The organism is Cohnella zeiphila (genome assembly GCF_014212055.1).
Lineage (GTDB): Bacteria > Bacillota > Bacilli > Paenibacillales > Paenibacillaceae > Cohnella > Cohnella zeiphila.
Window position 1 is genome coordinate 137,711 of the sequence record NZ_JACJVO010000016.1, and the last position, 26,560, is coordinate 164,270.

Here is a 26,560-nt window from a genome sequence, read left to right on the forward strand (position 1 = left end):
CCATGAATCCACAAGGATTCCAAATTGCTTACGTCAGCACATACGTACCGAAAAAATGCGGATTGGCCACTTACACCCACCATTTGAGAGAGGCTGTCTCTCGATCGAAAGGGGATGCGTCCGATCCGGTCGTCGCCATGTGCAACACCGACGAGCTCGACGCGTATAAGGAGCCTTGGCAGCTGCCCCTGCTCAAGCAGGAAAGAGAAGATTACCGGCTGCTGGCGGACACGCTGAACCGAAGCTCCATCGACGTCGTGTCGCTTCAGCACGAATTCGGCATATTCGGGGGGGAAGCGGGCGATTATTTGCTCGAGCTGCTGGATCGGTTGAAAAAACCGGTCGTCACCACGTTCCACACCGTATTCGAGAAACCGGCCGAGCCTTATGCCTCGGTTCAAGCCGCCATCGCTCAGCGCAGCGACCATATCCACGTCATGAACCGCAAAGCGATCGGCTATCTGCACGATCATTTCCGGATTCCGCTGGAGAAGATCTCGTTCATTCCTCACGGCTCCCCGGTCCCGGACCGGAAAGAGCGCCATCTGACCCGACGGCACTTCGGGTGGGAGCATCGCAAGGTGCTGTTCCAGTTCGGTTTGCTCGGCCGAAGCAAAGGGGTCGAATCGCTGCTGAAGGCACTGTCGGGAGCCGTCCGGGCCGTTCCCGAGCTGTTGTACGTCATCGCGGGCCAAACCCATCCCGAGGTCAAGAAGCACGAGGGCGAAGCTTATCGCGAGGAATTGACCGCCATGATCGCGGAGCTCGGCTTGCAGCATCACGTGAAGATGATCGACCGGTACGTGCCGGAAGATGAGCTGGTCTCTCTGATCTCGGCTTGCGATCTCTACGTGACTCCCTACCCGGGCATGCAGCAAATTACGAGCGGCACGCTCGCGTATGCCGCGGGCCTCGGGCGGCCGATTCTCAGCACTCCATATAGCTACGCCAAAGATTTGGTTCAAGGCCGCGAAGAGCTGCTCCTTCCTTTCGGGGATACGGATGCCTGGAGCGCGAAAATCATCGAATTGTTCTCTTTCCCGGAGATGCTCGCCGAATGCGAACGATGGATGGCGGATATCGGCCGCAGCATGCAGTGGCCTCAGGTAGGGGCGCAATACCTGGGACTGCTGGAGCGGGTGGCGGCCCGCAAGGAATGGAGCATGGCGGATGTCGTCTAATGCCCCGAGCTGGCGCGGCGACGCGCCTTCTTTTGTCCATTTGCGCCGCCTGACGGACGATACCGGGCTGCTGGAGCACGCGCTGGGCCGCATTCCCCGCCGCCGGGAAGGCTACACGACGGACGACAACGCCAGGGCGCTGTGGACCGTCACGGAATGGCTGGACCCGCGCCGCCGCAAGAAAGTGCGGGAGGAAGATGTGGCGGTTCTGCGGTCTCTCGCCGACGTCTATTTGGCCTTCCTCTTGTGGACTCAGAAAGATGACGGCTGGTTTCACAACAACATCGCTTACGACCGGACCCCCGAACCGGAAGAGGTCTCTCACGACTGCCAGGGCCGCGCGCTGTGGAGCTGCGCGGACGCTTGGGTTCGCCTGGACTGCGGCCAACGGGAGACGGCGTACGTCCTGATCCAGAAGTCGATGCGCACGATCGGCGCGATCGGATCGCTTCGGGGACGGGCGTTCGCCATGGCCGCTTGCGCCCATCTGATCGAAGCGGATAACAACGGAGTCATCAATCTGCCGGACGGCTGGAAAGATGAACTAAGCGACCATCTCGTGCGATATGAGCGCATTCTGTGCGATGCGTTCCGACAATTCTCGCAGGGCGACTGGAACTGGTTCGAGCCGGCGATGACCTACAGCAACGGGGTGCTCCCTTGGGCGATGCTGCGGGCATTCCGGGTGACAGGCCGAACGGAGACGCTGGAGATCGGGCTGGATTGCCTGTCTTCTCTGCTGACCGCGATGAAGGCCGAGAGCGGACACTACCGGCCGATCGGCAACGAGAAGTGGCGGACGAAGGAAGCGGTCAGCTACTGGGACCAGCAGCCGCTCGAGATGTTCAAGCTGGCGCTCTCTCTGGAAGAAGGCGCGATCGCGCTGGAGGCCGCCCAAGGCGAAGGAGTCTCCTTGCTCGTCTCGAACGCCGCGGCCTCGGATGTCCGGCATCACTCCCGGCACGGAACGATGACCGCGGAGCGGAAGAAAGAAATCCGGATCGGCGACAGCAGGATCGTCACCTTGAGCGAGCATGCGGAAGCGCTGCGCAAAGAGCGCAACGCCTGCCTGGCCTGGTTCTACGGCAACAACGACCTGTGCGCCCAGATGGTCGATCCTTCGGAGGGCTGCTGCTGCGACGGCCTGCAGGAGAACGGCCCGAATCTGAACTGCGGCGCCGAAGCGACGCTCTCCTATTTGATGACGCAGGCGCTCTGCTCCGACGATCGGGGCTGACGCTAAGCGGGGACTCTAAGGAGCCAAGTTGGTGTTCGAAAGCAACCATTCGTTCGGGATCGCGACAAAGCGGGCCGAGTTAGTGCCCGAAAGCAATAATTCGCGCCGGATCGCGACATCGTGAGCCAAATTAGTGCCCGAAAGCAATAACTCTATCCCGGAAACTCATCATCAGACGCAAAGAACTCCGACCGTCAACATCGGTCGGAGTTCTTTGGCCATTCAAGATCAATTCCGCGTTTCGCAGTTGCGGGCGGATCGGCAAATCGTCTCCGCTAACGCAAATTCGTTTGCGAAAAGCTTCACGGCGCTGAGACCGCTGAAAAAAAGCGCTACCGTCAAGTCTGCTGGGCAAGCAGCAGCACGATGGAGAACAGGCCGAAGCAGATGTTGAGCAGGTACAGGAACGAGACGACCTGAACCGGCTTCATGCCCGTTGCGAGCAGACGGTAATGGGCCTGCGAAGCGTCGGCCTGATAGACCGGGACGCCCTTCATGGCCCGGGCGATTACGACGCGGACGTTGTCCAGGATCGGCACGCCGAGCGCGAAGATCGGGATGAACAGGGACAGCAGCGTCGCCTGCTTGAAGGCGCCGTCGAGCGCCACGACGCCCAGCATGAAACCGAGGAACGTCGCGCCGGCGTCGCCCATGAACACTTTGGCCGGCGGGCGGTTGAACAGAAGATAGCCGACGGAGACGCCGACCGTGATGACCGCCATCATCGCCGAATTATGCTGGCCCATGACGAGCGCGACGACGAGCAGGGTGCCGCCGGAGATGGCCGAAAGTCCGCCCGCCAGCCCGTCCATGCCGTCGGAGAAGTTGATGACCGTCGTGACGCCGAAAATCCATAGAATCGTAAAAATAAACGACAGCCACTCCGGCAGCACGACGTAGACGCCGTTGAACGGATTCTCGAATCCGACGAACTGGATGCCCGACGCGTAGACGAGAACGGCCGCGCCGATCTGCACGAGGAACTTGGGCAGCGCGGGAAACTCTCTGCCGTTCGTCTTGTACCAATCGTCGACGATGCCGATCAGCAGCACGAGCAGCCCGCCGCCGAGAATCGCCGCCGTCTGGTACCACACGTCCCTCATGAAGATCAGGTAGACGGCTGCGAATCCGACGAAGATGGCGATGCCGGCCGTCAGCGGAATCGGCTCACGGTGTATTTTGCGGGCGCTGTCCGCCCGGGGCTTGTCCACGAAACCGATGCGAAGCGCGAATTTCCGTAAGGGAGGAATCAATAAGACCACAAGAACGAATGAAGTCGCGAAAGCGAGAAAATAACTCATACTCGGCCCCTTTCCGCGTGCGATTGCCGCTCTTTCGATTGTAAGCAGTTGGAAAGGGGGCTGTCAACGCTTTGTCGACCGAATTCGAGGGCATTCGTGCGATGGAAGCGGTCTTGAAAAGCGGATTCGGCAGTTCCGATCGGTCAAAAACCGGACGACCAATGGATCAGCAGCGGTAAATAAAGGAAGCTCGCCAGCGTCGTGAACGCCACGTTGACCGCCACCAGTTCCTTGTCTCCGCCGTACTTCTCCATCAGCACGAGCGAATTGATCGCCGCCGGCATGCTCGATTGGACGAACAGGACGGACGCTTCCAGACCGTGCAGGCCGAGCAGCCGGATCGTCAGCCAGGAGAGCAGCGGCACGATGACGACTCTCATCCCGAAGGAGACCCACGTCTCCTTGCGCCAGCCGTTCCTCCAATTCGTCTTGCCGAGCTGAACGCCGAGCAGCAGAAGCACGACGGCCGGATAAGCGTCCCCCACCAGCTTCAGCCCCTGTCCGAGACTGTCCGGCAGCGGGATCCGGAACAAGAACAACACGGTCCCGGCGATCGCCGCGTAGATGAGCGGCGTCTTCGCCACCTGGCGAAGAGCTCCGCCCGCGCTGAAGGTCGAACGCGTCGCCAGATACATGCCGAGCGTATTGACGAGAATAATGTGCGTAATCACGTTCGTGACCCCGATCGCGAATCCGCCCTCGCCGAAGGCAAGCAGCAGCAGCGGCAGCCCGTAATTGTTCGAATTGGCGAAGATCGTCGTTAAGTCCATCGCCCTCCGGGAAGGCGCGTCGAACCGGAACAGCCGTCCGGCCGCCGTCGATGCCGCCCAGCAGAAGGCGGTCTGAATCAGCGTGAACGCCGCGATATGACCGAAGACGGAACCGTCCAGATCGCTGGTCGATAAGGCCGATACGATCAGGCAAGGAGACAGGACGAACAGGCTGATCTCCGCAAGCTGGCGCGTGTCCGGCGCCTTATACTTCTGGAACAAAAAGCCGAGCAGGCAAGCGAGCAGGATCGGAACGCTCACGTTGGCGAATTGCGCGACATAGGCGGCCATGGGCACCCTCCTATCGGGTGTTTTTTCCCAATTGTAGCCCTTGCGCGACGAAAGGTTAAATATATAAAAAATATCAACTCCATAGTCTACGCCTATGATCCATTCATGGCGCGCGAGGCGCCGAGCGGCCGGAGCGGTACCGGTCGCCGACATGCCTCCCGGTTAAACGCCGTACTCCCGCTGCAGAGCGTCCAGGCACTCCCGGCTCCGCTCGGCCCAACGCCGAAGCTTGTCCGACCGCTCCGTCTCGGCCTGCAGGGCCGCGATCAGCGATTCCCGATAAGAGGGAACTTCCCCCGCGTAGGCTTTAAGCTCGCGGATCGGAACCCATACTTTCTCCTGGTAAGCGGAAGCCTTGCGCTCATGGAACAGCGGAACGTCCGGATCATACGGGTGATGAAGATCGCCCTGGGTCGGATGGCGCAGTACCGCCAACACTTTGACAAGCGCCCTTCTCCCGTCCGACTCCGCCACTTCCGCGACGTACTCGCCCGTTTTGTAGGCCGCCATGACGATCCGACCCGGCGTATCGAGTTCTTGATTCATCCTTTCGTCCTCCTTGTCCGTATCTCCTAGAATGAAGCCGTCAGACGAATTGTACCTCAGCCGTCTCCGGGATGCACGGCCTTCCTTCAAAATCGGCCCGACACTTGTCCCAAGTTCGAGAAGGAAGTAATATGGAGAAAGGTAAAGTGGAGGACTGTAACCCATGCGAAAAAAACGAGTGCTGCTGCTATCCGAAGGATTCGGCACCGGACATACCCAAGCGGCATACGCCTTGGCGGTCGGGCTGCGGCAGTTGTCCCCCCATCTGCAAACGCGGGTCATCGAGCTCGGGACGTTCTTGAATCCCATTATTGGGCCCCTGCTCCTATCCGCTTATCGGAAGACGGTCAGCAAGCAGCCGCAGTTGTTCGGCAAGCTGTATCGGAGTTATTACGATAAAGGCTTGAGCCGCATCAAGACGTTCGCGCTCCACAAGCTGTTCTACAATCACGTCTCGGACGTCGTCCAGCAGTTGAAGCCGGATATGATCGTTTGCACCCATCCTTTTCCGAACGCGGTCGTCAGCCGGTTGAAAAGGCTTGGGGTAGACGTGCCTCTCTATACATTGATTACGGATTACGACGCGCACGCGACGTGGACGACTCCCGAGGTGGACAAGTATCTGGTCAGTACCTCCAGCGTGCGGAACAAGCTGATCGCGCGGGGCATCTCGCCTTCGCAGATCGAAGTGACCGGCATTCCCGTGCATCCGAACTTCTGGTATCCCCACGACCGGGCCGAGATTCTCGCGCAATTCGAACTCTCGGACATGCCTACCGTACTGATCATGGGCGGCGGCTGGGGGCTCCTGTACTCGGACCAGCACGTGGAGTACATGACCTCCTACGCCGACAAGGTGCAGCTCATCCTGTGCATGGGCAGCAACGACAAGGCCCGGGAGAAGCTGCTGGCCGATCCCAAGTTTCGGCATCCGAACATCAAAGTGCTCGGCTTCACCAAGGAAGTGAGCAAGCTGATGGACGTGTCGGAGCTGCTCGTGACGAAGCCCGGCGGCATGACCTGTACGGAAGGAATGGCGAAGGGAATCCCGATGCTTTTCTACGAGCCGATTCCCGGCCAGGAAGAAGAGAATCTCGAATACTTCGTCGCGCAAGGGTTCGGCGAGCTGCTCACCTCCACGGAGACGATCGACCGCTGGTTCCGTCTCATTCAGGAGCCGTACTTGGCCGGGCAGCACCGCGACGGCCTGCTCGCCCTGAGGAACGCCGAGTACAATCCGGCGCGCTGTTCCGAAGCGGTGCTGAAGCTGCTGCAGTCGCTTGGCGACGATGTGGAAGAACCTCCGGTCCCTCTTGCATGAGGGAGCCGGAGGTTTTTTGTTAGGGGGCGGAACGGTTCAAACTCTGTCTCGGCCGAATCCGGCATTGCGCCCGGAATAGCGGAAGCCGGTCCGCAACCTTCGGGCGGCCGCTTCCGTTAAGGAGTCATCGAGAGGAGGAGTCGCGAGGCCGTTTCGGCTTGCGGGGGAACAACGTGTAGCTGAAGCTGATAAGGAAGTCGATGCCCAGCACGAACGACCACAGCTTGACGGTCTCAACCAATGCGCGGGTGCGCTCCTCGTCGCCGATCAGCGCGACCATTCCTAGCAGAATGGCGCTGCCGATCGCCCAAGCCAGTCCATGGCGGTACCAGAGACTCCGCTCGCGTCTGGCGTGCTCTTCCCCAGCCTTAGGCGGCTTGACGGGGGCGGGCCCGCCCGCGAACCGGTGGGCGAAACGGACGTCGGCCCAGCGGATCATCGAATGTCCATAGGCGATGGAGACGCCGATGTAAATGGCCGACAAGCCGTGAACCGCTCCGGCTTCTGCGCCATGGCGCAAATCGATCGCCGCGGCGGCGAGCAGCGCGGCGTCGATGGCGGGCGTGCAGATCAGCAGAACGGCTCCCGTCTTCTTGAGCGGCAGCAAGTAGCGGCAAGCCAGGCCCGCCAGCACGAATACCCAGAAAGCCAGTTCGCACGCGACGATCGCCGCAAACATCGTTTCACCTTCTTTTTAATACAAATGTATGATTTAAGCCATTATAGCACGATTGTATTAAAAAACAACCGTGCTATAATAAGTCCATGCCTAAAATCGTCAATCACGAGGAAAGAAAAGAACATATCGCCGAAGCCGTCTGGCGCGTCATCCGAAAAGACGGGCTCGACGGCGTATCCGTCCGAAGGGTGGCGGACGAAGCCGGTCTCTCTCTCGGGGCGCTGCGGTATTACTTCGATGCCCAGGACGAGCTTCTCGCCTATTCCATGAGGCTCATCTCCCATCGGGCGAACGAGCGAATCCGCAATCTGCCGGACACCGGGGAACCGCGCGAGCGAATCGAGAGAATCATCGCGGAGCTGCTGCCGCTCGACGGGGTCCGCACCGCGGAAGCCGAAGTTTGGTTCGCGTTCGTCGGCAAGGCTCTCTCCGATCCGGCCATCGGAGCACTCAGCCGCGAGGTTCATGACGAGCTCTACGAAGGTTTTCGAAGCATGGTCGACCCGCTCGTCTCGTTGAAGCTGGCGAAGGACGGAATCGACGCCGACCGGGAGACCAAACGGCTTCATGCGCTGGTCGACGGACTCGTTCTGCACCGGATCGCGTTCCCCGAACGGATTCGGAGCGAAGAGCTGATGTCCATCGTCTCCCTCCATTTGGACAGCCTTCTGAAGGAGCCGGACCGCCGATAATTTCATGCAAAAAAAGAAGAGTCTCGGCGCGGGCCGAAACTCTCCTTCGTCTGACGGATAAAGCGGACAGATTACAGGGCGCTGCCTCCGAACAGGAACCGGTATTCCCAATGCTTGCCCGCGATCGAATCGACGCGGACGCCGCCGGATTCCTTCGAATAGGTCTGCAGGATCTTTCCGTCGCCCAGATAAATGCCGACATGGGAAATCCGCGTGCTGAACGGCTGTTTAGAGGTGTAGCTGGATGCGCTTGTCCCTTTGTAGTCCATGAAAAACATCAAATCGCCGCGTTTCAGCTGCTTCCAGTCGGTCGTGACCTGCGAATGGCTGCGCACATAGTCGCCCTGGCCTCTGGAATCGGCGGGAAGCGTAATGCCCAGCGCGTCTTTGAACGCCTGGCGCACGAAGTCCGAGCAATCGAAGGTCGTCGTCGTGCTGCGGCTAGAACCGTATTCGTACGGCGTGCCGAGATATTTCATGCCGGCCGCGATCACCGCTTCGACCTGCGCGGAAGCATCCGCCTGGCCGGTGCCGCTGCCGGAGCTGCCGTTATTGGAGCTGCCTCCCGTCGTCGGAGTCGAGACCGCTCCGGTCAAAGATATGTATTTGGAGGATGTGCTGACGTACCCGGTTTGTCCGTCCGGTGCGGTAACCGCGTACCAGTAGGAGTTGACCTGTCCGGTAACGGTTACGGCCTCGGCTTTCTTCAAGTAGCGGATCAGCTTGCCGGACGTGGAAGGGGCTTCGCGCAGCGATACTGTCGAGACAATGACGGCGTTTGTGCCCGCGCTCGTGCCGGGAGCCGGATTGGCAGACGGGCTTGAGACTTGCTTCACGTATTTATCGCTGGAAGATACATATCCGACTCGTCCGCTGGAATCCTGCACTTTCCACCAGTAATTATTCGTCTTTTCCAACAGTTCTACCGTTTCGCCGGGCTTCAAATACCGGACCATGCCGGACAAAGTGCTGGGCGCCGTCCGAAAACTCACAGTTGCTACGACGGAAGCTTGTCCCGCATTCGCGGACGCGCTTGCCGTTACGGGAATCGAAGCCGCGAGAGCCGCAGCCGTCAAAGCGATCAACAAATTCCTTCTCAATGTACACCCTCCGGTTTCTGCCAATCTCCAGATGTCTTCCTCTGGGCGGTATTCCTCCCTCATTATAGGGGGACTGGGTAGGGGTTCCATGAGACGGATATCATAGCGGCCGTTTCTTTCATGGGAAAATAGATCCAACTCTCTTCTAGGCACAAAGAACAGGATCACGCTGACCTTGCGGTTTTCTGTTTTTTTCATCCCTGCATTTACCATTCCGTTTACAAAAAAATACCTCCTCTATCCGAACCACCTTTTGGAAAATGAGAGCAGATAACGGTATAACCGGCTAGAGATTCCCAGAAAGAAAAGACCCGGGCGGCCGTCGCGCGGGTCTTCGCCATCCCTTTTCTTCTCCTGACTCCGGCCGGATTAGGTCATTCGTCGCACGGACTTTCCGAACCGCGGTGCGGAAGGTCCGAAGAGGCAGACGATTCTTCGGCCTCCAGCCGCGCTTCCAGAAGCCCGTCGATCCTGTCGGCCAGCTTGCGGTGATCGCTCTGCCACTTCCGGACCTCGGCGGGGTCGGCTGCGCCGTCCCATTCCTCCATTACGTCGAGAACGAGCTCCCACTTCCACTCGTTCAGCTCCGCCAAATGGGCGAACGACTGCAAGATCGGGCCCGCTTCCAAGCGTACGGTTCCGGCCGCCGCTGCTCTTTCCTCCAGACGAAGCAGCTCTTCCAAATACCGATAGAGAGCCCCGTCGAGCCGAATCAACGCCGGCACGAAAACTTCGCGGATCGCAGCGGCCTCGCGATTGCGCGGCTTTCCTTCCGGCCGTTCATCCGCGCCGCTTTCCCGCCATCGGACCATCTCTTGACCGGCAACCGCGCGGGCCAGCTTCTTCAGCAGCAGTCCTTCCGTCCGGACGATCGCGTCGAGCCGGTTGGCGGCTTGAATCCCGATCCGAGAACCGTCCGCAAGTCCCTGACCGGTCATGGCTCTCGTCTTGTCGGCTTCGGCCCGAACCTGAAGGGCAAGCACCGATTCTTCCTGCGCAATCGACAGAAGCCCGCCCGCGGCAGATGAGATCGGGCCTCGCCCGGACTGTTTATCGGAAATATCGAGTCCTCCCTTCGATCATGCCGCGAGTTCTCCGGCTATTCTCATAAGTATGGGCGAACCCTTCGGATATTCGCTTAGCCGCGCGCCCGGCCGGCACAAAAAAAGAACCTGCGGCAACAAGCGCCGCAGGCCAATTTATTTATCAAAAGGGGGGTCATAGATACATTGTACAAATCGACCCTGAATGAAACATGAATCGCAGATTACATTTGTGTTTCAAATAATTAGGAATAACTGGGAGATTACGCCGGAAGCATGCGAGCGCGAAGCTCTTTGATTTCCGGGCTCTCCAAATATTCGTCGTACGTCGTCATCCGATCGATAAGGCCGTTCGGCGTAATCTCGATGATGCGGTTGGCGATCGTCTGGATGAACTGATGGTCATGCGACGTGAAGATGATCGTCTCCTCGGTATCGACGAGCCCGTTGTTGAGCGCCGTGATCGATTCGAGATCGAGGTGGTTCGTCGGCTCGTCGAGCAGCAGCACGTTCGCGCCGGTCAACATCATCTTCGCCAGCATGCAGCGGACCTTCTCGCCCCCGGACAGCACGGAAGCCTTCTTGAGCGCCTCGTCGCCGGAGAACAGCATCCGTCCGAGGAAGCCGCGGATGAACGATTCGTCCTGGTCCTTCGAGTATTGGCGCAGCCAGTCGACGATCGACAGCTCGACGCCTTCGAAGTATTCGGCATTGTCTTTCGGGAAGTACGCCTGGGTAATCGTCACGCCCCAAGTGACCGAGCCGGAATCCGGCGTCAGCTCGCCGGCCAGCACCTGGAACAGCGCGGACTTGGCGATGCCGTTCGGACCGACGAGCGCGATCTTGTCGCCCTTGTTCACGACGAACGAGACGCCGTCCAGCACCTTCTCCCCTTCGATCGTCAGAGAGACGTTGTCGACGGTGACGATCTGCTTGCCCGCCTCGCGCTCCGGCTTGAAGTTGATGAACGGATACTTCCGGTTCGACGGCCGGATGTCGTCGAGACTGATCTTATCGAGCATCTTGCGGCGGCTTGTCGCTTGCTTCGCCTTCGACTTGTTCGCGGAGAAGCGTTGGATGAACGCCTGCAGTTCCTTGATCTTGTCTTCCTTCTTCTTGTTCTGGTCGCGCGCGAGCTGGAGCGCCAGCTGGCTCGACTCGTACCAGAAATCGTAGTTGCCGACATACAGCTGGATCTTGCCGAAGTCGATATCCGCGATATGGGTACAAACCTGGTTCAGGAAGTGACGGTCGTGGGAAACGACGATGACGGTGCCTTCGTAGCCGGACAGGAAATCTTCCAGCCAGTTGATCGACTCGATGTCCAAGTGGTTCGTCGGCTCGTCGAGCAGAAGGATGTTCGGACGGCCGAACAGCGCCTGGGCGAGCAGCACGCGAACTTTCTCGTTGCCGCCGAGCTCCGCCATCTTCTTGTCATGGAGCTCGGTCGTAATGCCGAGACCGTTCAGCATCTCCGCCGCGTCGCTCTCGGCTTCCCAGCCGTTCATCTCGGCGAATTCGGCTTCCAGCTCGCCGGCCCTCATGCCGTCTTCGTCGGTGAAGTCGGCCTTGGCGTAGATCGCGTCTTTTTCCTTCATCACTTTGTACAGGCGGTCGTAACCCATGATGACCGTCTCGAGCACGCCGAATTCGTCGTACTCGAAGTGGTTCTGCTTGAGCACCGCGAGACGCTCTCCCGGCGTGATGTGCACTTCGCCCGACGAGGGCTCCACTTCGCCGGACAAAATTTTGAGGAACGTCGATTTGCCCGCCCCGTTCGCTCCGATCAAGCCGTAGCAGTTGCCGGGGGTAAACTTGATGTTGACGTCCTCGAACAACGGACGCTTGCCGTACCTGAGACTGATGCCGCTTGCGCTAATCATGAATTAAGATCATCCTTTGCTTTTGGTTATTCGGTCGCCGCATGGGCTTGAAACCGCATGGTCTCGCCGTGATGCAGCAGGAACATCCTGTCTTCGGGAATATCCATCCGCAGCCTCGCAGCCTCCAGCCGCTCGAGCGCCTCCTTCGGCGTGTCGTCGGCCAGCTTGAACGAGCCGTAATGCATCGGCACGAAATACTTCGCTCCTACGTCGAGGTAAGCCTGCAGCGCCTCCTCGGGACTGACGTGCTCCTCGGCCATAAACCATTCCGGGTCATAGGCCCCGATCGGCAGCAAAGCCACGTCGATCTCGAAGCGGCGTCCGATCTCCTCGAAGCCTCGGAAGTAGCCGCTGTCTCCGGCGAAGTAGACGGTAGGGCCGTGCCGGCATTCGATCACCCAGCCTCCCCAGTGGGAATTGTTCATGTCCCAGGGGTTGCGCCGGGCCCAATGCTGGGCGGGGACGAAGGTGAACTTGACGCCGTGGAAGACGCAATCTTCCCACCAGTGCTTCTCTTCGACTTGGCGGAAGCCTTTGAGCAGCATTTTCTTGCGAAGGCCCGCCGGCACCATCAGCCTCTTGGTCCCCCGCAGCCTGCGCAGGGAAGAGACGTGCAGATGATCGTAATGGGAGTGGGAGACCAAGACGACATCGACGGGCGGCATATCCGCGAGCTTGACGCCGGGCGGGGCCAGCCGCTTCTGAAGCGCCATTCGGCGCGCCCACACCGGATCGGTCACAATATTCAGGCCGCCTATCTGAATCAGGAACGTGGAGTGCCCGATCCAGGTAATCGACGGCTCGGTGCGGTTATGTTGGAGAAAAGCCAGGTCCGGTCTCGTATTCGGAATGCAATCGGCATAATCTTTCGAACGCATCTTGCTTAGTCGGTCCTGCCGCCACCGGGCGAACCTGTGCCTTCCCGCGCGGACGGCTCCGGCGGAGTCCAGGTTGCCGAAGCGATTTTTGCGCATGAGATCCCTCCGGGTGATGTGTTCCCCTCTAATATAGCAGGAAACGAGCGATTGTACCAATGCATGGAGAAGCCCGATTCGCGGAAAACCGTGCCCATCCGGGATCCGGCGGTCTTCGGACCGCGAGAACTTCCCGAACATTTGGCACTTCGGCTCCGGTTGAGTTAATGTAAGAAGTGAGGATAAACGCCTTCACACCATAAGGGAGGGGATCACGTTGAAGCTGTTGTCGATCGAACCGACGCCGAGCCCGAACTCGATGAAGCTGAACTTGGACGAGAAGCTGCCGCTCGGGGAGCGTCATACGTATACGCAGGACCGCAAGGATCAGGCTCCGGCTTTTTATCGGAAGCTGCTGGAGATCGACGGAGTCAAAAGCGTGTTCCGCGCCGCCGACTTCGCCGCCGTCGACCGCCGTCCGAACAAGGATTGGGCGGTCATCCTGGGCGCCGTCCGCGAGCTGTTCGGAGAAGGCGGCGCGGCCGGCGCCGCGGCGGGCGGCGTGGAAGCCGGAGGGTACGGGGAGTCGTTCGTGCTCGTGCAGATGTTCCGGGGCATTCCGATGCAGATCCGGGTGCGCACGGGAAGCCAGGAGGCTCGCGCGGCGCTGCCGGAAAAGTTCGCGGCCGCGGTGAGCGAAGCGGCGGGAGCGACGATGATCCGCGAGCGCAAGCTGGAGGAGCTCGGCGTCCGGTACGGCGAGCCGCAGGAGATCTTGGACGAGGTGGCGCGCGAGCTGGACGCCGCGTACACCGAGGAGCGCCTGCGCGAGCTGGTCGCGCAGGCGCAAGCGACGGCGGCGGGAGGCGAGGCTGCGGCCGCGCCTCCGGAGGCGCCGGCGCCGCTGGCGCGCGAGGAGCTCGAAGAGCGGCTGCGCGCGCCCGACTGGCAGGAGCGCTACGCGGCGCTGGCGCGCATGAAGCCCGACGCCGGGCAGCTCCCGCTGCTGGCGCTGGCCGTGCGCGACGCGCACGTATCGGTGCGCAGGCTCGCCGTGGTGTACCTCGGCGACCTGCGCATCCCGGAGGCGCTGCCGCACCTGTTCGGCGCGCTTAAGGATTCGTCGCCGGCCGTGCGGCGTACCGCCGGCGACACGCTGTCCGATCTGGGCGACCCCGCCGCGATCGGACCGATGGTGGAGGCGCTCGCGGACGCGAACAAGCTCGTTCGCTGGCGAGCGGCCCGCTTTCTTTACGAGGCCGGCGACGATACGGCCTTGGAGGCGCTCGAGCGCGTCGCCGCTACCGAGCCCGAATTCGAAGTGAAGCTCCAGGCCGAGATGGCCGTCGCCCGCATTCGCAGCGGCGAGGAGGCGGCCGGCTCCGTCTGGCAGCAGATGACCCGGCACCGCGAGCAGGAGCAAGCGTCCGGGCACGCTCGCGACGGAGAGTCGTCTGTTTGATGACATAGCGGATCCAAACGAGCCATCCCTTTTTTAACGGGATGGCTTCTTTTGTCGTTTCGGAGACGGAGCGGCTTCTTCCTCGTCGTCTCTTCCCCCAGCCCGAATCGGGGGCCGCTCTAACTTCACTTCGTGCACTTACTACTCGCTCTTCCTCGTCTTTCGCAACGCTAACTCCACTTCGTACGCTTACAGCTCGCACTACTTCGACTTCCGGCGCTCTAACTCCACTTCGTGCACTTACGTCCCGCTCTTCTTCAACTTCCGACACTCCGACTTCACTTCGTGCACTTACGTCTCGCTCTTCTCCGACTTACGATGCTCTAACTCCACTTCATGCACTTACAGCTCGCTATTCCCCGTCTTCCGCAACGCTAACTCGGCTTCAAGCACTTACAGCTCGCTCTTCCTCTGCGCGCAATCGGACTGCCTCCTTCGTCGCCGCGTTCAAACGCGAACAACCCGCGGGAAGCGGCGCTTCCTCGCGGGCTGTTCTATGAATCCGTTCAGATCCTCCGGCTCCCGGCGGGCTACCTCTCGCCCTTCGTTCCCCGCGACGCTTCTCCGTGGCGCGCGGCGGCGGCCAGCTTGCGCCAGACGAAGCCCGCAATAAGCACGATCAGCGCAGTCGAGAACGGAATCCAGTCGTCTTCGAGATCTCCCCAGTCCGGGAACCAGTTCCGGACCGCCTGTACGCTCTCCAGCATCTCGCCGGACGTATAGCCGAGAATGGCCGAGCCGATCCACACGACGATCGGGAACCGTTCCAGCACCTTCAGAATGAGCTGGCTGCCCCAGACGATGAGCGGGATGCTCAGCGCGATGCCCGCGGCCATCAGCCAAAGGTTGCTCTCCGCGATGGAGGCGATGGCCAGCACGTTGTCGAGGCTCATGATCAAGTCCGACAGCAGAATGATTCCGACCGCCTTGCCGAGCGAAGCGACGCCCTTCACTTCCTTGGACTCGCCTTCTTCGGTCAGCAAATGCACGGCAATATAGAGCAGCAGCAACGCGCCCACGATCTTGACGGCGGGAATGTCGAGCAGCGCGACGGCCGCGATCGACAACACGATTCGCAGCCCGACCGCTCCTCCGGCTCCCCACCAGATCGCCCGTTTCCTCAAGCTCGCCGGCAGATTGCGGCTCGCCATGGCGATGACGACGGCATTGTCCCCGCTCAGCACGATATTAATGAGGAGAATCTCCGCCAGCAGCAGCAAATTTTCCAGGAACAAGACTTCCCCTCCTTTGCGGAAAGGGCGGCTTGCACTCCCTCTTCCCGTTCATCATGTCGTTCGGCGGACGGTTTTAATCGCACCGGTTGCCAGGCAAGCGCAAACGCCGACTCCCTGTCCGCCCTCGAGTTCTTTACCATGATAACATAACCGGGAGAAAAATGCCGCTTTCAGCCGGACAAGCCGCTAGATCACCTCACGCTCGTCATTGTCCGGAAGCGCGGGAAACGGCGCATGAGGCTCCGATTGGTACCAGTAAGCCGTGGCGGCGATATCGCTTTGCTGCGGCAGGTAGCGGCCGCCGGATCGCCAGCCGAGATCCTGAATCGTCACTCTCAGGTCCGTCTCGAACCGGATCGGATCCATGACATGCCAGCGGTACATGCCGAACCGCTGCTGGCTCCGATACAGCCCGTCCGGCTTGATGACCTGGTGCATGCCGAGATACGGCGTCGAGTAGAGGCCGTACGAACCCTGCGGCTGCTCCCAGTTCCAGGCGCCGCCGAAGTAATCCTCGGTTCCGGTGCCGCAGATCGTCGGATAATCGCGGTCGCCGTCCAGGTAGAACTTGATCTCTCCTTCGCCCCACCAGCCGGTGTTGTTCACCTGCCAAGCCAGGTAGGTGCCGACGTAGTGCCCTTTGCCGGTTACTCCGTCCAGAACCGTGAACACGTCCTTGTACGGCACCGGGTTCGTCCGCCGCCAGCCGGCGTGGAAGTAAGCCGCGTCTTCCGGCACCTCCGTCAGCGTGTAATCGATCTGGTAGTACAGCACGGCTTTGTCGGGAGAGCGGTTCTCCATCGTCACTTTGGCGGACCGGCGAAACGGCATCTGCCAGTAGCTGTTCATGCCCCCGGCCGGATTGACGGCGATCGGGAGCGAATTGACGTTGCACCTCTCCTGCCAGCCGTTGCAGAAAAAGTCTCCGACCGGCACTTCGACGGACGGCTGCTCCTCGCCGTCCCAATAGATCCGGAAGATCAGATTCCGCCAAAACGTCGGGAAGCACGTCATCCAAATATGCTGAATCGCGCCCGGCCCCTGGATTTCGCCCATCGTGAACGTAGCGCCCGGCTCGATCTCGACGGAAGGGGACACTTTCCAGCCGACGCCCAAGTCGCGGGATGCCCACTTGCCCGTCCCTTCCGCCGCCATGCCGCCCTTGCCTTTCTCTCCGGCGAAGTTCTCCGCGCTGATCGACCTCGTCTTCGCGTCCGACAGTCGGGCCAGATTGCCGAGCCCCATATCCAAGCCGTTAAAACCGTTCATCTGCAGCCTCTCCTTTTCATAACGTTATCGCCTTACAAAATGATCGAATCGCCGCATGCCTGCACTTCCACGCCGCTCATGTCGCCGTGCAGCACATCGACTTCGAATTGCAAACGGCCCGAAGCCTCATCTTTCCATTGGCGGTAGACGCCCCAGCCTTTGCCCGTGCTCCAGAAGCAGGCGAAGCGTTCCCGGTTTACCGCCGGAGCGAAGCTCATCCGTCCGCGAGCCATATCGAAGCCGAAGCCGCTGAACGCGACGAGCAGTCCCCAGCTCGACATCGACCGGGCGTAATGGTGCCCGCATTCCACTTCGTTCCAAGGATTGCGCCGGAAGCCGTCCTGCCGCTCCCGCACCGCCCGAACGATCTCCAGCCCTTCGTCAACCGCCCCTTGGTAAATCAGCTCGGCGGCCACGTGGTACTCGATCCCCGTCCACACCTCGTCCGAGTAGACGAACGGCAGCTTCGGCCGCCCCCCGTTCGGCCAGGAACAGAGCAGCAGCCCTTTCTCGTCGTGGAGCGCGTACGTCCGCTGACAGTTCGCATGATCGGAAAAGTCCGTCCGGAAATTATGACGATAAACGGAGCGAATCGCGCTAGCGAGCTTCTCCCGGTCCGTCAGATCGCCCAGGCCGTACAGGTGGGCAAGCTCCTGTCCGAGCAGCTGGTCCGACAGGCAGCCGAGCCCGTGCTGGTATTTGTGCTCGTCCGGATCGTCCAGCCGCTGCACGTAATACTCGCCGTTCCAGGTCAGCTCGTTCAGCTTCTCCGCGCCTGCCGCCGCTTGATCGGCGTAACGCCGGGACGCATCCTCCTCGCCCAAGTACGCGGCCATCTCGGACGCGGCCTTCAGCGCGCCCAGCAGCATAAATCCGGTCAGCGGGTTCGGACCGTAAAATTCGATGTCGTACGTGTTGTGCTGCTTCCCTTCGAGAACGCCGTCCCCGTCGCGGTCCCATTCCTTGAACGCATAAGCGAGCGCCAGCTTCGCCTGCGGCCAGAGCTCCCGCAAGAACGCGTCGTCGCCGGACAGCTTCCACTCGCGGTACAGCCGCATGATCGTCCCGAGCTGGCCGTCTGCGGCCGCGGGCGCGATCTGTCCGCCCCATCTCCATTCGCAGCCGAATCGCTTCATCGCCCGGAAGTTCATTTTGCCGTCGTCTTCAAGCTCCTCCAGGAACTCGATCCGCCTCATGCTTCGTTCCAGCTCGGGGTAGAGGAATGCAAGCGTCTGCGCGTAGTTCCAGACATGAGTGCATGAGCCTTCGCATGAGCCGAGGTCGTCGAACGTCCCTTCGTAGCCGAAGAACGCCCCGTCCTCCAGCCAGAAGCATGTCGTGCTTCGCAGAACCGGCATGTTGCCGGCCAGCGCGTCGACGACCGGTTCCGGCAGCGTGCTTCCGAAGAGGGCGTCCCGGAAACGGACCGTCTCGTCCCGCAGCCGATCCCGATTCCGCGCCAAATAAGCGCCCGCCTCCCAAGAGTCGGCGAACCGGACCGCGTAGCGGTTGCGGACCGTCTCCCGGCCCGGCCTCGTGTCCCGGACGCGGTCGTACCAGCCGTTGATCCGATTCGGAAAATACCACGCCAGCACGAACTCGAACGCCTTCGTCTCTCCCGGCTCCAGCCGCTCGATGACGCCGATCGAACCCGTATCGGTCGCGTGTTCCGCCGAAGGCTCCTCGTAGCCGAGATCGGTCAGACGGCCGTCGGCGGTGAAGTCGTCCCAGAATTCCTGGAGGAAATCGTACCAGGCGCCCCGCAGCCACGCTCTCTTGTACGTGACGTTCCGGCCGGTCGTGAGCAGCGCGACATTGCCGTATTTCAGATCGTCCGGCTTCCATTTGAATGAGTGCAGGTAAAGCCCGGAGAGCGCATCCTCCCGCCGGAAGTCGTTGACGTTCCGGCCGCACGGCATGTCGCCGCGCAAATTGCCGAACCGGTCGTACTCGATGCCCCCGACCGGGTTCATCAGCGAGCCGGCGACGACCACTTCCGCCGGCCGGTCGCCCGTGTTCGTGATCCGGTAGGTCAAGTACGCGCCCGGAATGCCGGAGTTCTCCGCGTCGAGCGGAATCATCGGCGTGAACGCTTCCAATTCGGCGCGGATCGGCAATCGGTCGTCTTCTAGCGCCACGCGGACGATCGGGTAAGTGCCCTGCATCTCCGAGCGGTCCATGCGCGGCAGCCCGCCCGCCGTGAGCGGATGGAAGCCGTGGGATAGCGAATACGGCGGCTGCAACCGCGATTCCAGAACTTTCGCCGACGCTTCGCCGCCTTCGGGTTGAACCCTCACCGCGAAAAAGGTGTTCGGCATCGCGTTTCCTTTGGCCGGCGCGTTGAAAATCTCCCAGTCTCTCCATTCGCCGCGGCTGCCGACCGAAACGTTGCCGGTTCCGATGCCGCCAAGCGGAAACGCCGCTTCGCGGGCGGAACCGAGATAGCGCCTGCCGGCCCGATCCGCATTCGTCCCGTCCATCCTTCCGTTCTCCTCCGATCCGCGAATGGGGCCTATAGGCCCGCAAATTTCGATTCGTTTAATCCCTTGGCTGTAATCGTTTACGTAATCGTTTACACGTTTAAGATAAGGGAGAACCGGCGTGTCTGTCAACCCAAAACGATCGGTTTGCGCCCGACAAACCGATCGCCCGCGGCCGAAGCCTCGGGCGATCGAACGCAATGCCGTTCTATGTCCGCACCGCCCGCAAGCTGGAATTCCGCACGACCAGGCTCGGAAGCAGCTTGATTCCGCGATTCGGAACCGGCCGGCCGAGCAGCCGGCTCATCAGAAGCTGCGCCGACTGCGTGCCGATGTCTTCCTGCTTCAAGGCGACGGAAGTCAGCTTCGGGTATACCCGCGATGCGATATCCAGGTTGTCCATCCCGACGACGGCGACGTCATCGGGAATTCGCAGCCCCGCTTCCTCGTACGCCTTCATGACGCCGATCGCCATCAGGTCGTTGGCCGCTACGATTCCTTCGGGCCGTTCCGCGTTCTCCAGCCACTTGCGGGCGGCCAGCCAGCCGCCCCGCTCCGTGTAATCCGACTCGGCGATCCAGCGATCGTCGACCGGCAAGCCGGCTCCGTCCATTGCGTCGCGATAGCCGCAGAAGCGTTGATGTCCGGTCTGTTCGCCCAAGCTGCCGCCGACATAGGCGATCCTTCTCATCCCCTGGCCGACCAGATGCTCGGTGCCCAGGCGGATGCCTTCGTACGTATCGACATAGACATAGTCGAACCGGTCCTGGCCTCCCGCGGAGACGTACTGGTTCGTCAGCACGACGGGCGCCTTGAGCGCGTTGATGGCCCGGATGTTTTCCTCGCAGAAATGGAACGACACCATAATCATGCCGTCGGCGACTTTTTCGCGCAGGTTCTGGATCGCTTTCAGTTCTTCCTTCAAGCTGTGCTTCGTATAAAACAGGATCATCAAGTACCCGTGCTCCTCCAGCACTTGGTTGATTCCGTTGATCATATCAAAGTAGAAAGGGTTGCAAATGTCGGGCACCGCGAACAGAATCTTCTTCGTTCGTCTCATCTTCAGCATTTTGGCGGCGCTGTCGGGCGCGTAATTCATCTCCTGGGCCGCCTTCAAAATCTTCGCCCTCGTCTTCTCGCCGCAATACCCCCGGCCGGACAGCGCTCGCGATACGGTGGAAGGAGACATGCCCACCCGCTCGGCGATATGATAGATCGTATGCTTCTCCGACGGTTGTGCCCCGATCGGAGATTCCGTCTCGGACGGCAGGACGGACGCACTCGTTCCTTTTCTCATTCGGCCATGTCACCTCCCGTGTCTTCTATCGGCGGCCGCGCGGCTTCCCTTCGATCAACGAATCTGAATCTGCACCTTCAGCAGCTCCGGATCCTTCGGACGCGCCAGAAAGTCCGGCACCTCTTCCAGCGGAATGACTTTGGAGATGAGCGGCTCCAGCGCGATCCGGCCTTCCCGCACCCACTCGAACGCCGGGAGGAACGTATAGTTGATCGCCATCGAGCCCAGAATCGTCCAATCCTTGTGATACAGATCGAACGGGTTCAACCGGATTTGCGCGCCGGTCGGCGTAACGCCGAATTGCAGGTATTTGGCCGTCTTTCCCAGATGCGTCATCGCCTGCTCGATAACGGCCGGTATGCCCGTGGCGTCGACGACGATATCGAACGTCCGCCCGGCCAACCGTTCCGGGCTGCGCGCGTGTATCGTCTCCGTCGCGCCGAGCGCGCGGGCCAGCTCCAGCTTCCGCTCCGACACGTCTACGACCGCGAGCGCGGACACGCCAAGCCGGGATAGCGACTGGACCAACTGCAATCCCATCGCTCCGGCGCCGAACAGCAGCGCCGACTGGCCGGCCTGCGGACGCAGCCGGTTCATCGCATGCACGACGCAAGCCATCGGCTCGATAAAAGCGGCCGTCCCGAACGTCATCCCGTCCGGAATCTTCACGACGTTGCGGGCCGGAACGGCGACGTATTCGGCCATGCTTCCGTCCACCGTGTTGCCGAGCGCGCCCCACTTCTCGCATTGATTCCCGCGATGCGTCAGGCAATATCGGCAGCTTCCGCAGAACAGCGACGGATCGGCCGTTACGCGATCCCCGGCGTTCAGGTCCGTTACCCCTTCGCCGAGCCGGCGAATCGTGCCCGAGAACTCGTGACCCGGAATGATCGGATAAGGGGACAGAAACTCCCCTTCATAAATATGAAAGTCCGTCCCGCAGATGCCGACCCGCTCGACCTCGATGACGACCTCCCCCGGCTTGGGGACCGGATCCGGCACTTCCTTGACGACCGCTTGGCGCGGCTTCTCCATGACCAGAGCTCTCATGCTGCTCCACCTCTTTTTCCCGTTATGAATATCCTCATTCCCGCCGCCGGCAACGCGCAAGCCGGTTGAAGCAACCGGTGCCGGCAGCGAAAACCTGCGTTTCTGCATCTTTTAAGCCCGTACCGCAGGCTGCAAGCGCAGATTCCTGCAAAAATACATCTTTTTCAAAGTAATTTCAGGATGGTACTCCCGATTCTCTTCAAATTCCTGCATTTTTGCAAGTTATAGAGAACTTTCCGCTATCGCGTCCCTGTAAACATGCATTTTTGCAGGTTTTCTGCCATCTTCGGGCGGGGATTCTCCGTGCTCAAGTCTTCGTCAGCCGGAAGTCGTCCGCTTGAATCCAGGTGTCTCCCGTCGCCCACATCCCTGCGTAAATCTCGACGCTATGATGGTTGCCCGAGTTGAATGCGACCGTCAGCTGCGTATAGTTCGGCAGGCCGGCGAAATGCGTCTCGTTCAGAACCGCTCCCCCGTTCGGCAGCCTGGCCCCGAAGTAGCCGTCATTGTTATTGGAGGAAGTGCGGACCCACCCCGTCAGCGTGTAGTCGGTGTTCGGCTCGACGAAAACCTCTTGCTTGATCGCGTTCCAACCGCTGTCGTAGCGTGCGTATCCGTTGTTCGCGCCGGTATGCGAGAATCCGAGATTGCGGTCGACCCCGGCGTTGCCGTTCGCGTACCACGGCGACGTCAGGCTGGCGGTCGGCTGCGATTCGAACCCGGCATGGCCGACGAGATTGTCGTCTCTCGTCACGCTGACGTCGTCAAGCTGCAGCCACGTACCCCCGTTCGCCCACAGGCCGGCGTACAGTTCGACGACCGAATTGCTGCCCGAGTTGAACGGGACGGCCAGCTCGGTATAGCCGGACAAGCTGGCGAAATGTGTCTCGCCGATGACCGCGCCGTCGTTCGGCAGCCGGGCTCCGAAGTAGCCTTCGGTGTTGTTTGCGGACGTTTTGACCCAGCCTTTGAGCGTATAATTGGTGTTCGGCTGCACGACGATCCGCTGCTTGATCGCGTTCCAGCCGCTGCCGTTGCGAACGTAGCCGTTGTTCGCTCCCGTGCGGGCGTAGCCGAGATTCCGGTCGATGCCGCCTTCGCCCGTCACATACCACGGCGCCATGACCGGCGTGGCGGTCTGCGTCTCGAAGCTCGGATCGGAGATCGGATTGTCGCCGAGCATGTCGCTCGTCAGCGTTGCCTTCATCAGATGCGTGTTGTAATCGGGATACCACGTCGACATGATGAAATACAAGTCCGGCCCGCCGTTCGACAGCGGGTGCATGAAGGCGTTGTACTGTCCCAGCCCGGTGAAGTTGCCCGGAACGAGAATCTTCTCGCCGCTCCACGGACCGACGGGCGTCGCCGCGTCTCGCATGACGATCGCTTGGCGGTCTTCGTTCAGATAAGTCATGATATAACGATGAAAATACGAATTGTAAGCGACCGAGAGCTCGCCCGTCACGCCGATCGACACCGGCCGCGCCGCGGATTCGCTCGCCTGCCACCCGTTGCCGTCCCAATACCGGTAATCCCCGATGTTCAGCATGCCGTTCTCCGGCACGCGGGCCAGGTAAACGTCGCCGAAACGGCCGTTCGGCGTCGCGTACATGTAGACGAAGCCGCTGTCTTTCAGGAACGCCGCCATCTGGAAATGACTGTCCCATGTCGACGTGTTGTTGTTCCATTTGACCGTCGGGCTCTTGGTCCAGTTCTGGCCGTTGTCGTCCGAATAGGCGATGCCGGAATAGTTCGTGTACCACCGGCCCGACGAGCCCCAATGGTTGACCGACATGTAATGGATGTAGCTGCGGCTGCCGACCGTCACTCCTGCAGTCGGAATGACCGTCATCTCGTCGTTGTTGATTTTTTTGGAAGACAGAATCTCCTTGGCGTAGCCGGGCGAGCTCTGAATCATGGTGTCGAAAGAAAGTCCGTTCGCCAGGTTCGTGTCCGACGAGATCGCCAGCACGTTGCTGCGCGACCAGTTGCCCGCGCTGTCGTTCGTATCGCCGAAAGCGACGAAGTACTGTCCGCCTCCCTTGTCCCAGATAATGCCCAGATCCGTCCCGCCTACGTTGTAGTTAACGGCCGTCTGGTTCGGATTGGGCAGCGTCTCGCCCGCCGGAGTCGCTCCGGTAACGCGGGCGATCATCGTCGTTCCCGTCGGCGTCAGCGCCGCGGCGCCGCCGAGCTCCATCGTTCCGAATGCCAGAGCTGCCGCAAGCATCGCCGTTAACATTTTATTCCTCTTCATCATAGCACCATCCTTCGCCAAATGGGATTGGAATCGCGGAGGACTGACCGGATGTTTGGTTGAAAACAAACAGAGTCTGTCTGACCGGGTGCAAGATGGAAAAGGGGGAGAGAGACGGAGAACGGTCCGTTCGCGCCCATAGCGGCATCGTGTGCCGCTATGCACTTGGGCGAACCGCCAGCCGACACCCATAGCGGCATCGTGTGCCGCTATGCACTCGGGCTCACCGCCAGCCGGCACCGTGTGCCGCTATGCACTCGGGCGTGCGGCTGGCTGCCGGCTCTGGGGAGCCGTGCTGCTAAAGCGGCGGCAGCTCCAGCATCGCGACGCTGCGGGCGGGCAGCTCGAATTCGGTCTCGCCCGTCTCCGATCGGCCGAGCGCAAGCGTCGACGCCGCGCCGTCCGCTGCGAACAAAAGGGCTCCCGTAGCGACGCCGAGCTTGCCCGGCACCGCCGGCTCCAGCCGCACCCGCAAGCGCTGCGGCGCATCGCTCGCGTTGGCGAAAAACAACCCGACGCTCCCGTCCATGCTCTGCCAGGCGCTGTGCACCACGGCATCGATCTCCAGCTCGCCGGAATCGTTGTACTCCGGCGTCTCCTTGCCGTGGTTGTAGTGGAACCATTCGGCACGCATCCGGTCGCGCTCGAATTTGAGCGGCGGCAGCATCCGGCCGTACGCCCAATATTTGTTCGCCGCCCCGATGCGCAGCTTCGCGTACAAGCCCAGGTAGGCCGCGCGCTCGGGAGAGAAAGCATAGCCTCGCGGCTCGAACGTATAGTAGTGCTCCTCCGGAGCGTTCTCGCGGCCGTCCGGCGGCAGCGCCTCCATCGGGCTGTACTCGTAATTGAGCTCGTACAAGCCGCCCCACAAATACGTTCGCGCCACCGTGTAGAAGTACAAGCTGCCGATCTCTTCGGTCAGCTTGCCCCAGCCGTCCATCCGCAGCGCTCCGTATTCGTGGTAGACGTAGGCGAACAGCGGGATCAGCTCCGCCTCCCCCGATTTCAGCAGGTCGCGCAGCGGCCACAGCTCCAGCGGCGCCGCCGGCTGTCCGCCTGCGCGCGCCTGATAGAAGTCGATGACGTCCAGCATCGTCTCGTTCATCATCTCCGTGCCCATCGGCACGTAGCGGCCGGCAACTGAGCCCATCGCCGCCTTCGTGTCGGCGTAGTTGCGGCGGTAAGCCTCCTCGATCTGCCGCCCCGCGCCGACCGGGTGGCCGTGCGAGTCGTCCATGCACACCTTCAGGATGTTGTTGGCCGAAATATCGTAGTAGATCGCGTCCACGTCGTCCGTCCGCGCCAGCTCCTCGTCCCGCTTGACGTGAAAATCGTGCGCGTACGGGTGGGCGGGGCAGAGGAACGGGAATTTGTAGGCGTCGACGCTCTTCTTGTTGTCGGGGAATTTCTGCGCGGCAGCGCGGCCGAGCTCTCCGTCCGCGCCCTTGAAGTTGTACAGATAGTCGAACTCGAACGGCGCGAACCGGTCGCCGTACTCCTTCATGCAGGCCAGATTGTCCTTGTTGAAGCGCGTCGGGAACCAGTCGTCGAAGCCTCCGGGAACGCCCCTGCCGAAAGTCTGCGGCGCGTTCGTCCAGTCGGGCCCGAGCACGTGGAACATCGGCGTTCCGACGTGGTCGTGATAGGCGCGCAGCCACGGCGTCCGGTCGGAGCCGGCGTTGATGCCGAACGTCGCGACGCCCATCTCCTCGTACAGCCACCGGAACCCTTCCGCCGCCGCCCGATCCGACGCGAGCCCTTTCGCGCACCATTTTTGCCGCACGGCCCATGCCTTGTAGAGGTCCGCCGCCTCGTGCCACCCTCGTCCTTCGAGCAGCGCTACCCTAACCGGGTATGAGGGTGCCAAGCCTTTGCCGGGGCCGATGTCCTCGCAGCCGTGGATGAACGAAGCCTCCAGGGTCCCTCCCTCGTTCCGATAGAAATTCAGCCACTTCGGATGCCCTTCGCCGTCCGCCGCGCCGAAATAAAGCCCGCCTCTGCTCAAGCCGTAATAGGCGAAAAACTGCATCGAGGCGCCCGAGAAGCTCTCCGGGTACGGCATGTACCGCAGGCCCGAACCCGGCGCCGCGAATCGCTCCGACGGCCGGCGGACCAAAACCCCCGTCGCGAACGGATGCGCCAGATAGTCGTCCCGCCCTTCGTCCGTAATCGCGTTTAAGCCCGCGAACACCGGATATTCCAGGCTGTGCAGCCGTTCGCCCGAGCCGTTCTCCGCCTCGCAGCGGAACGAGACCCCGTCTTCGTCCAGCGCCGCCCGCGCCCGCACGGTAAAACCAGCCGCCGTCCGCCACCTAAGCGACGCCTCCGCAGGCCGGCCGTCCCGCTCTTCGGACACGGACCATTCGAACGTCTCGAACGCGCCGGAGACGCCCGCATCCGTCTCCAGCCGAAACGGCTCGCCGCCGTCCGGCTCCGCGATAAAGTCGATGTCCTTGCCCGCATCCCGAAGCCTGCGGACCGTGCCGTCCGCCTCGTTCCACTCCAGCCGGATTCTCCCGTTGTCCAGCGCGAACATTCTATCAGCCTCCCCG

At 61.2% G+C, this 26,560-nt stretch carries 20 protein-coding genes; 5 read left to right on the forward strand and 15 right to left on the reverse strand.

The features are described 5' to 3' along the window. The first annotated feature begins 2 nt into the window (after positions 1 to 2). Complete coding sequence (locus H7C18_RS13765; protein ID WP_185129650.1) at positions 3 to 1,181, forward strand: glycosyltransferase family 4 protein; 1,179 nt, start codon at positions 3 to 5, stop codon at positions 1,179 to 1,181. Continuing rightward, the gene (locus H7C18_RS13770) at positions 1,171 to 2,418 is read left to right on the forward strand and encodes a hypothetical protein (RefSeq protein WP_185129651.1); all 1,248 of its coding nucleotides are present in this window, start codon (positions 1,171 to 1,173) and stop codon (positions 2,416 to 2,418) included. Before H7C18_RS13765 ends, H7C18_RS13770 begins: the two co-directional genes overlap by 11 nt. A gap of 338 nt (positions 2,419 to 2,756) precedes the next feature. Here the strand turns inward: H7C18_RS13770 and H7C18_RS13775 are convergent, their stop codons facing one another. The 3 genes from H7C18_RS13775 to kapB all read right to left on the reverse strand — a co-directional run bounded on the left by H7C18_RS13775 (position 2,757) and on the right by kapB (position 5,326). Beyond that, the gene (locus tag H7C18_RS13775; protein ID WP_185129652.1) at positions 2,757 to 3,719 is read right to left on the reverse strand and encodes a glycosyltransferase family 4 protein; all 963 of its coding nucleotides are present in this window, start codon (positions 3,717 to 3,719) and stop codon (positions 2,757 to 2,759) included. 143 nt (positions 3,720 to 3,862) lie between these two features. Beyond that, a complete protein-coding gene (locus H7C18_RS13780) occupies positions 3,863 to 4,780 on the reverse strand; it encodes an AEC family transporter (protein WP_185129653.1) in 918 nt (305 codons plus the stop codon). A gap of 162 nt (positions 4,781 to 4,942) precedes the next feature. Continuing rightward, a complete protein-coding gene (kapB, locus tag H7C18_RS13785) occupies positions 4,943 to 5,326 on the reverse strand; it encodes a kinase-associated lipoprotein KapB (protein WP_185129654.1) in 384 nt (127 codons plus the stop codon). A 163-nt stretch (positions 5,327 to 5,489) separates the two neighbouring features. On the opposite strand from kapB, the gene H7C18_RS13790 reads away from it, so the two are divergent. Beyond that, complete coding sequence (locus H7C18_RS13790; protein WP_185129655.1) at positions 5,490 to 6,647, forward strand: MGDG synthase family glycosyltransferase; 1,158 nt, start codon at positions 5,490 to 5,492, stop codon at positions 6,645 to 6,647. Between the two features lie 124 nt (positions 6,648 to 6,771). On the opposite strand, the gene H7C18_RS13795 is transcribed toward H7C18_RS13790, so the two are convergent. Continuing rightward, positions 6,772 to 7,326 carry a hypothetical protein gene (locus tag H7C18_RS13795; protein WP_185129656.1) on the reverse strand — a complete coding sequence of 185 codons (555 nt, stop codon included), beginning with the start codon at positions 7,324 to 7,326 and terminating at the stop codon, positions 6,772 to 6,774. Positions 7,327 to 7,412: 86 nt separating this feature from the next. On the opposite strand from H7C18_RS13795, the gene H7C18_RS13800 reads away from it, so the two are divergent. Continuing rightward, on the forward strand, positions 7,413 to 8,018 hold the full coding sequence (locus H7C18_RS13800; RefSeq protein ID WP_185129657.1) for a TetR/AcrR family transcriptional regulator: 606 nt from the start codon (positions 7,413 to 7,415) through the stop codon (positions 8,016 to 8,018). A gap of 71 nt (positions 8,019 to 8,089) precedes the next feature. On the opposite strand, the gene H7C18_RS13805 is transcribed toward H7C18_RS13800, so the two are convergent. From H7C18_RS13805 to H7C18_RS13820, 4 genes are all read right to left on the reverse strand, one after another. Beyond that, a complete protein-coding gene (locus tag H7C18_RS13805) occupies positions 8,090 to 9,118 on the reverse strand; it encodes a C40 family peptidase (protein ID WP_238357677.1) in 1,029 nt (342 codons plus the stop codon). Positions 9,119 to 9,492: 374 nt separating this feature from the next. Further along, positions 9,493 to 10,101 (reverse strand): hypothetical protein, encoded by a 609-nt coding sequence (locus H7C18_RS13810; protein WP_185129659.1) that lies wholly within the window; start codon positions 10,099 to 10,101, stop codon positions 9,493 to 9,495. 323 nt (positions 10,102 to 10,424) lie between these two features. Next, positions 10,425 to 12,044: an ABC-F family ATP-binding cassette domain-containing protein gene (locus H7C18_RS13815; RefSeq protein WP_185129660.1), complete on the reverse strand. Its 1,620-nt coding sequence runs from the start codon at positions 12,042 to 12,044 to the stop codon at positions 10,425 to 10,427. A gap of 26 nt (positions 12,045 to 12,070) precedes the next feature. Next, positions 12,071 to 13,018 (reverse strand): MBL fold metallo-hydrolase, encoded by a 948-nt coding sequence (locus H7C18_RS13820; RefSeq protein ID WP_185129661.1) that lies wholly within the window; start codon positions 13,016 to 13,018, stop codon positions 12,071 to 12,073. A gap of 217 nt (positions 13,019 to 13,235) precedes the next feature. Between H7C18_RS13820 and H7C18_RS13825 the strand changes: the two genes are divergently transcribed. Continuing rightward, complete coding sequence (locus tag H7C18_RS13825; protein ID WP_185129662.1) at positions 13,236 to 14,420, forward strand: virulence factor; 1,185 nt, start codon at positions 13,236 to 13,238, stop codon at positions 14,418 to 14,420. A gap of 530 nt (positions 14,421 to 14,950) precedes the next feature. Here H7C18_RS13825 and H7C18_RS13830 read toward each other — a convergent pair. The 7 genes from H7C18_RS13830 to H7C18_RS13860 all read right to left on the reverse strand — a co-directional run bounded on the left by H7C18_RS13830 (position 14,951) and on the right by H7C18_RS13860 (position 26,544). Beyond that, positions 14,951 to 15,655 (reverse strand): TerC family protein, encoded by a 705-nt coding sequence (locus H7C18_RS13830; protein ID WP_238357678.1) that lies wholly within the window; start codon positions 15,653 to 15,655, stop codon positions 14,951 to 14,953. A 186-nt stretch (positions 15,656 to 15,841) separates the two neighbouring features. Continuing rightward, the gene (locus H7C18_RS13835) at positions 15,842 to 16,924 is read right to left on the reverse strand and encodes a glycoside hydrolase family 172 protein (protein ID WP_185129663.1); all 1,083 of its coding nucleotides are present in this window, start codon (positions 16,922 to 16,924) and stop codon (positions 15,842 to 15,844) included. Positions 16,925 to 16,956: 32 nt separating this feature from the next. After that, on the reverse strand, positions 16,957 to 19,404 hold the full coding sequence (locus tag H7C18_RS13840) for a GH116 family glycosyl-hydrolase (protein ID WP_185129664.1): 2,448 nt from the start codon (positions 19,402 to 19,404) through the stop codon (positions 16,957 to 16,959). 208 nt (positions 19,405 to 19,612) lie between these two features. Beyond that, on the reverse strand, positions 19,613 to 20,701 hold the full coding sequence (locus H7C18_RS13845; RefSeq protein WP_185129665.1) for a LacI family DNA-binding transcriptional regulator: 1,089 nt from the start codon (positions 20,699 to 20,701) through the stop codon (positions 19,613 to 19,615). A gap of 54 nt (positions 20,702 to 20,755) precedes the next feature. Continuing rightward, entirely contained in the window at positions 20,756 to 21,751 is a 996-nt protein-coding gene (locus H7C18_RS13850) for a zinc-dependent alcohol dehydrogenase family protein (RefSeq protein WP_185129666.1), read from the reverse strand. Between the two features lie 307 nt (positions 21,752 to 22,058). Beyond that, the gene (locus tag H7C18_RS13855) at positions 22,059 to 24,008 is read right to left on the reverse strand and encodes a DUF4185 domain-containing protein (protein WP_202887061.1); all 1,950 of its coding nucleotides are present in this window, start codon (positions 24,006 to 24,008) and stop codon (positions 22,059 to 22,061) included. Between the two features lie 298 nt (positions 24,009 to 24,306). Next, positions 24,307 to 26,544 carry a DUF6259 domain-containing protein gene (locus H7C18_RS13860; protein ID WP_185129668.1) on the reverse strand — a complete coding sequence of 746 codons (2,238 nt, stop codon included), beginning with the start codon at positions 26,542 to 26,544 and terminating at the stop codon, positions 24,307 to 24,309. Positions 26,545 to 26,560 lie beyond the last annotated feature (16 nt).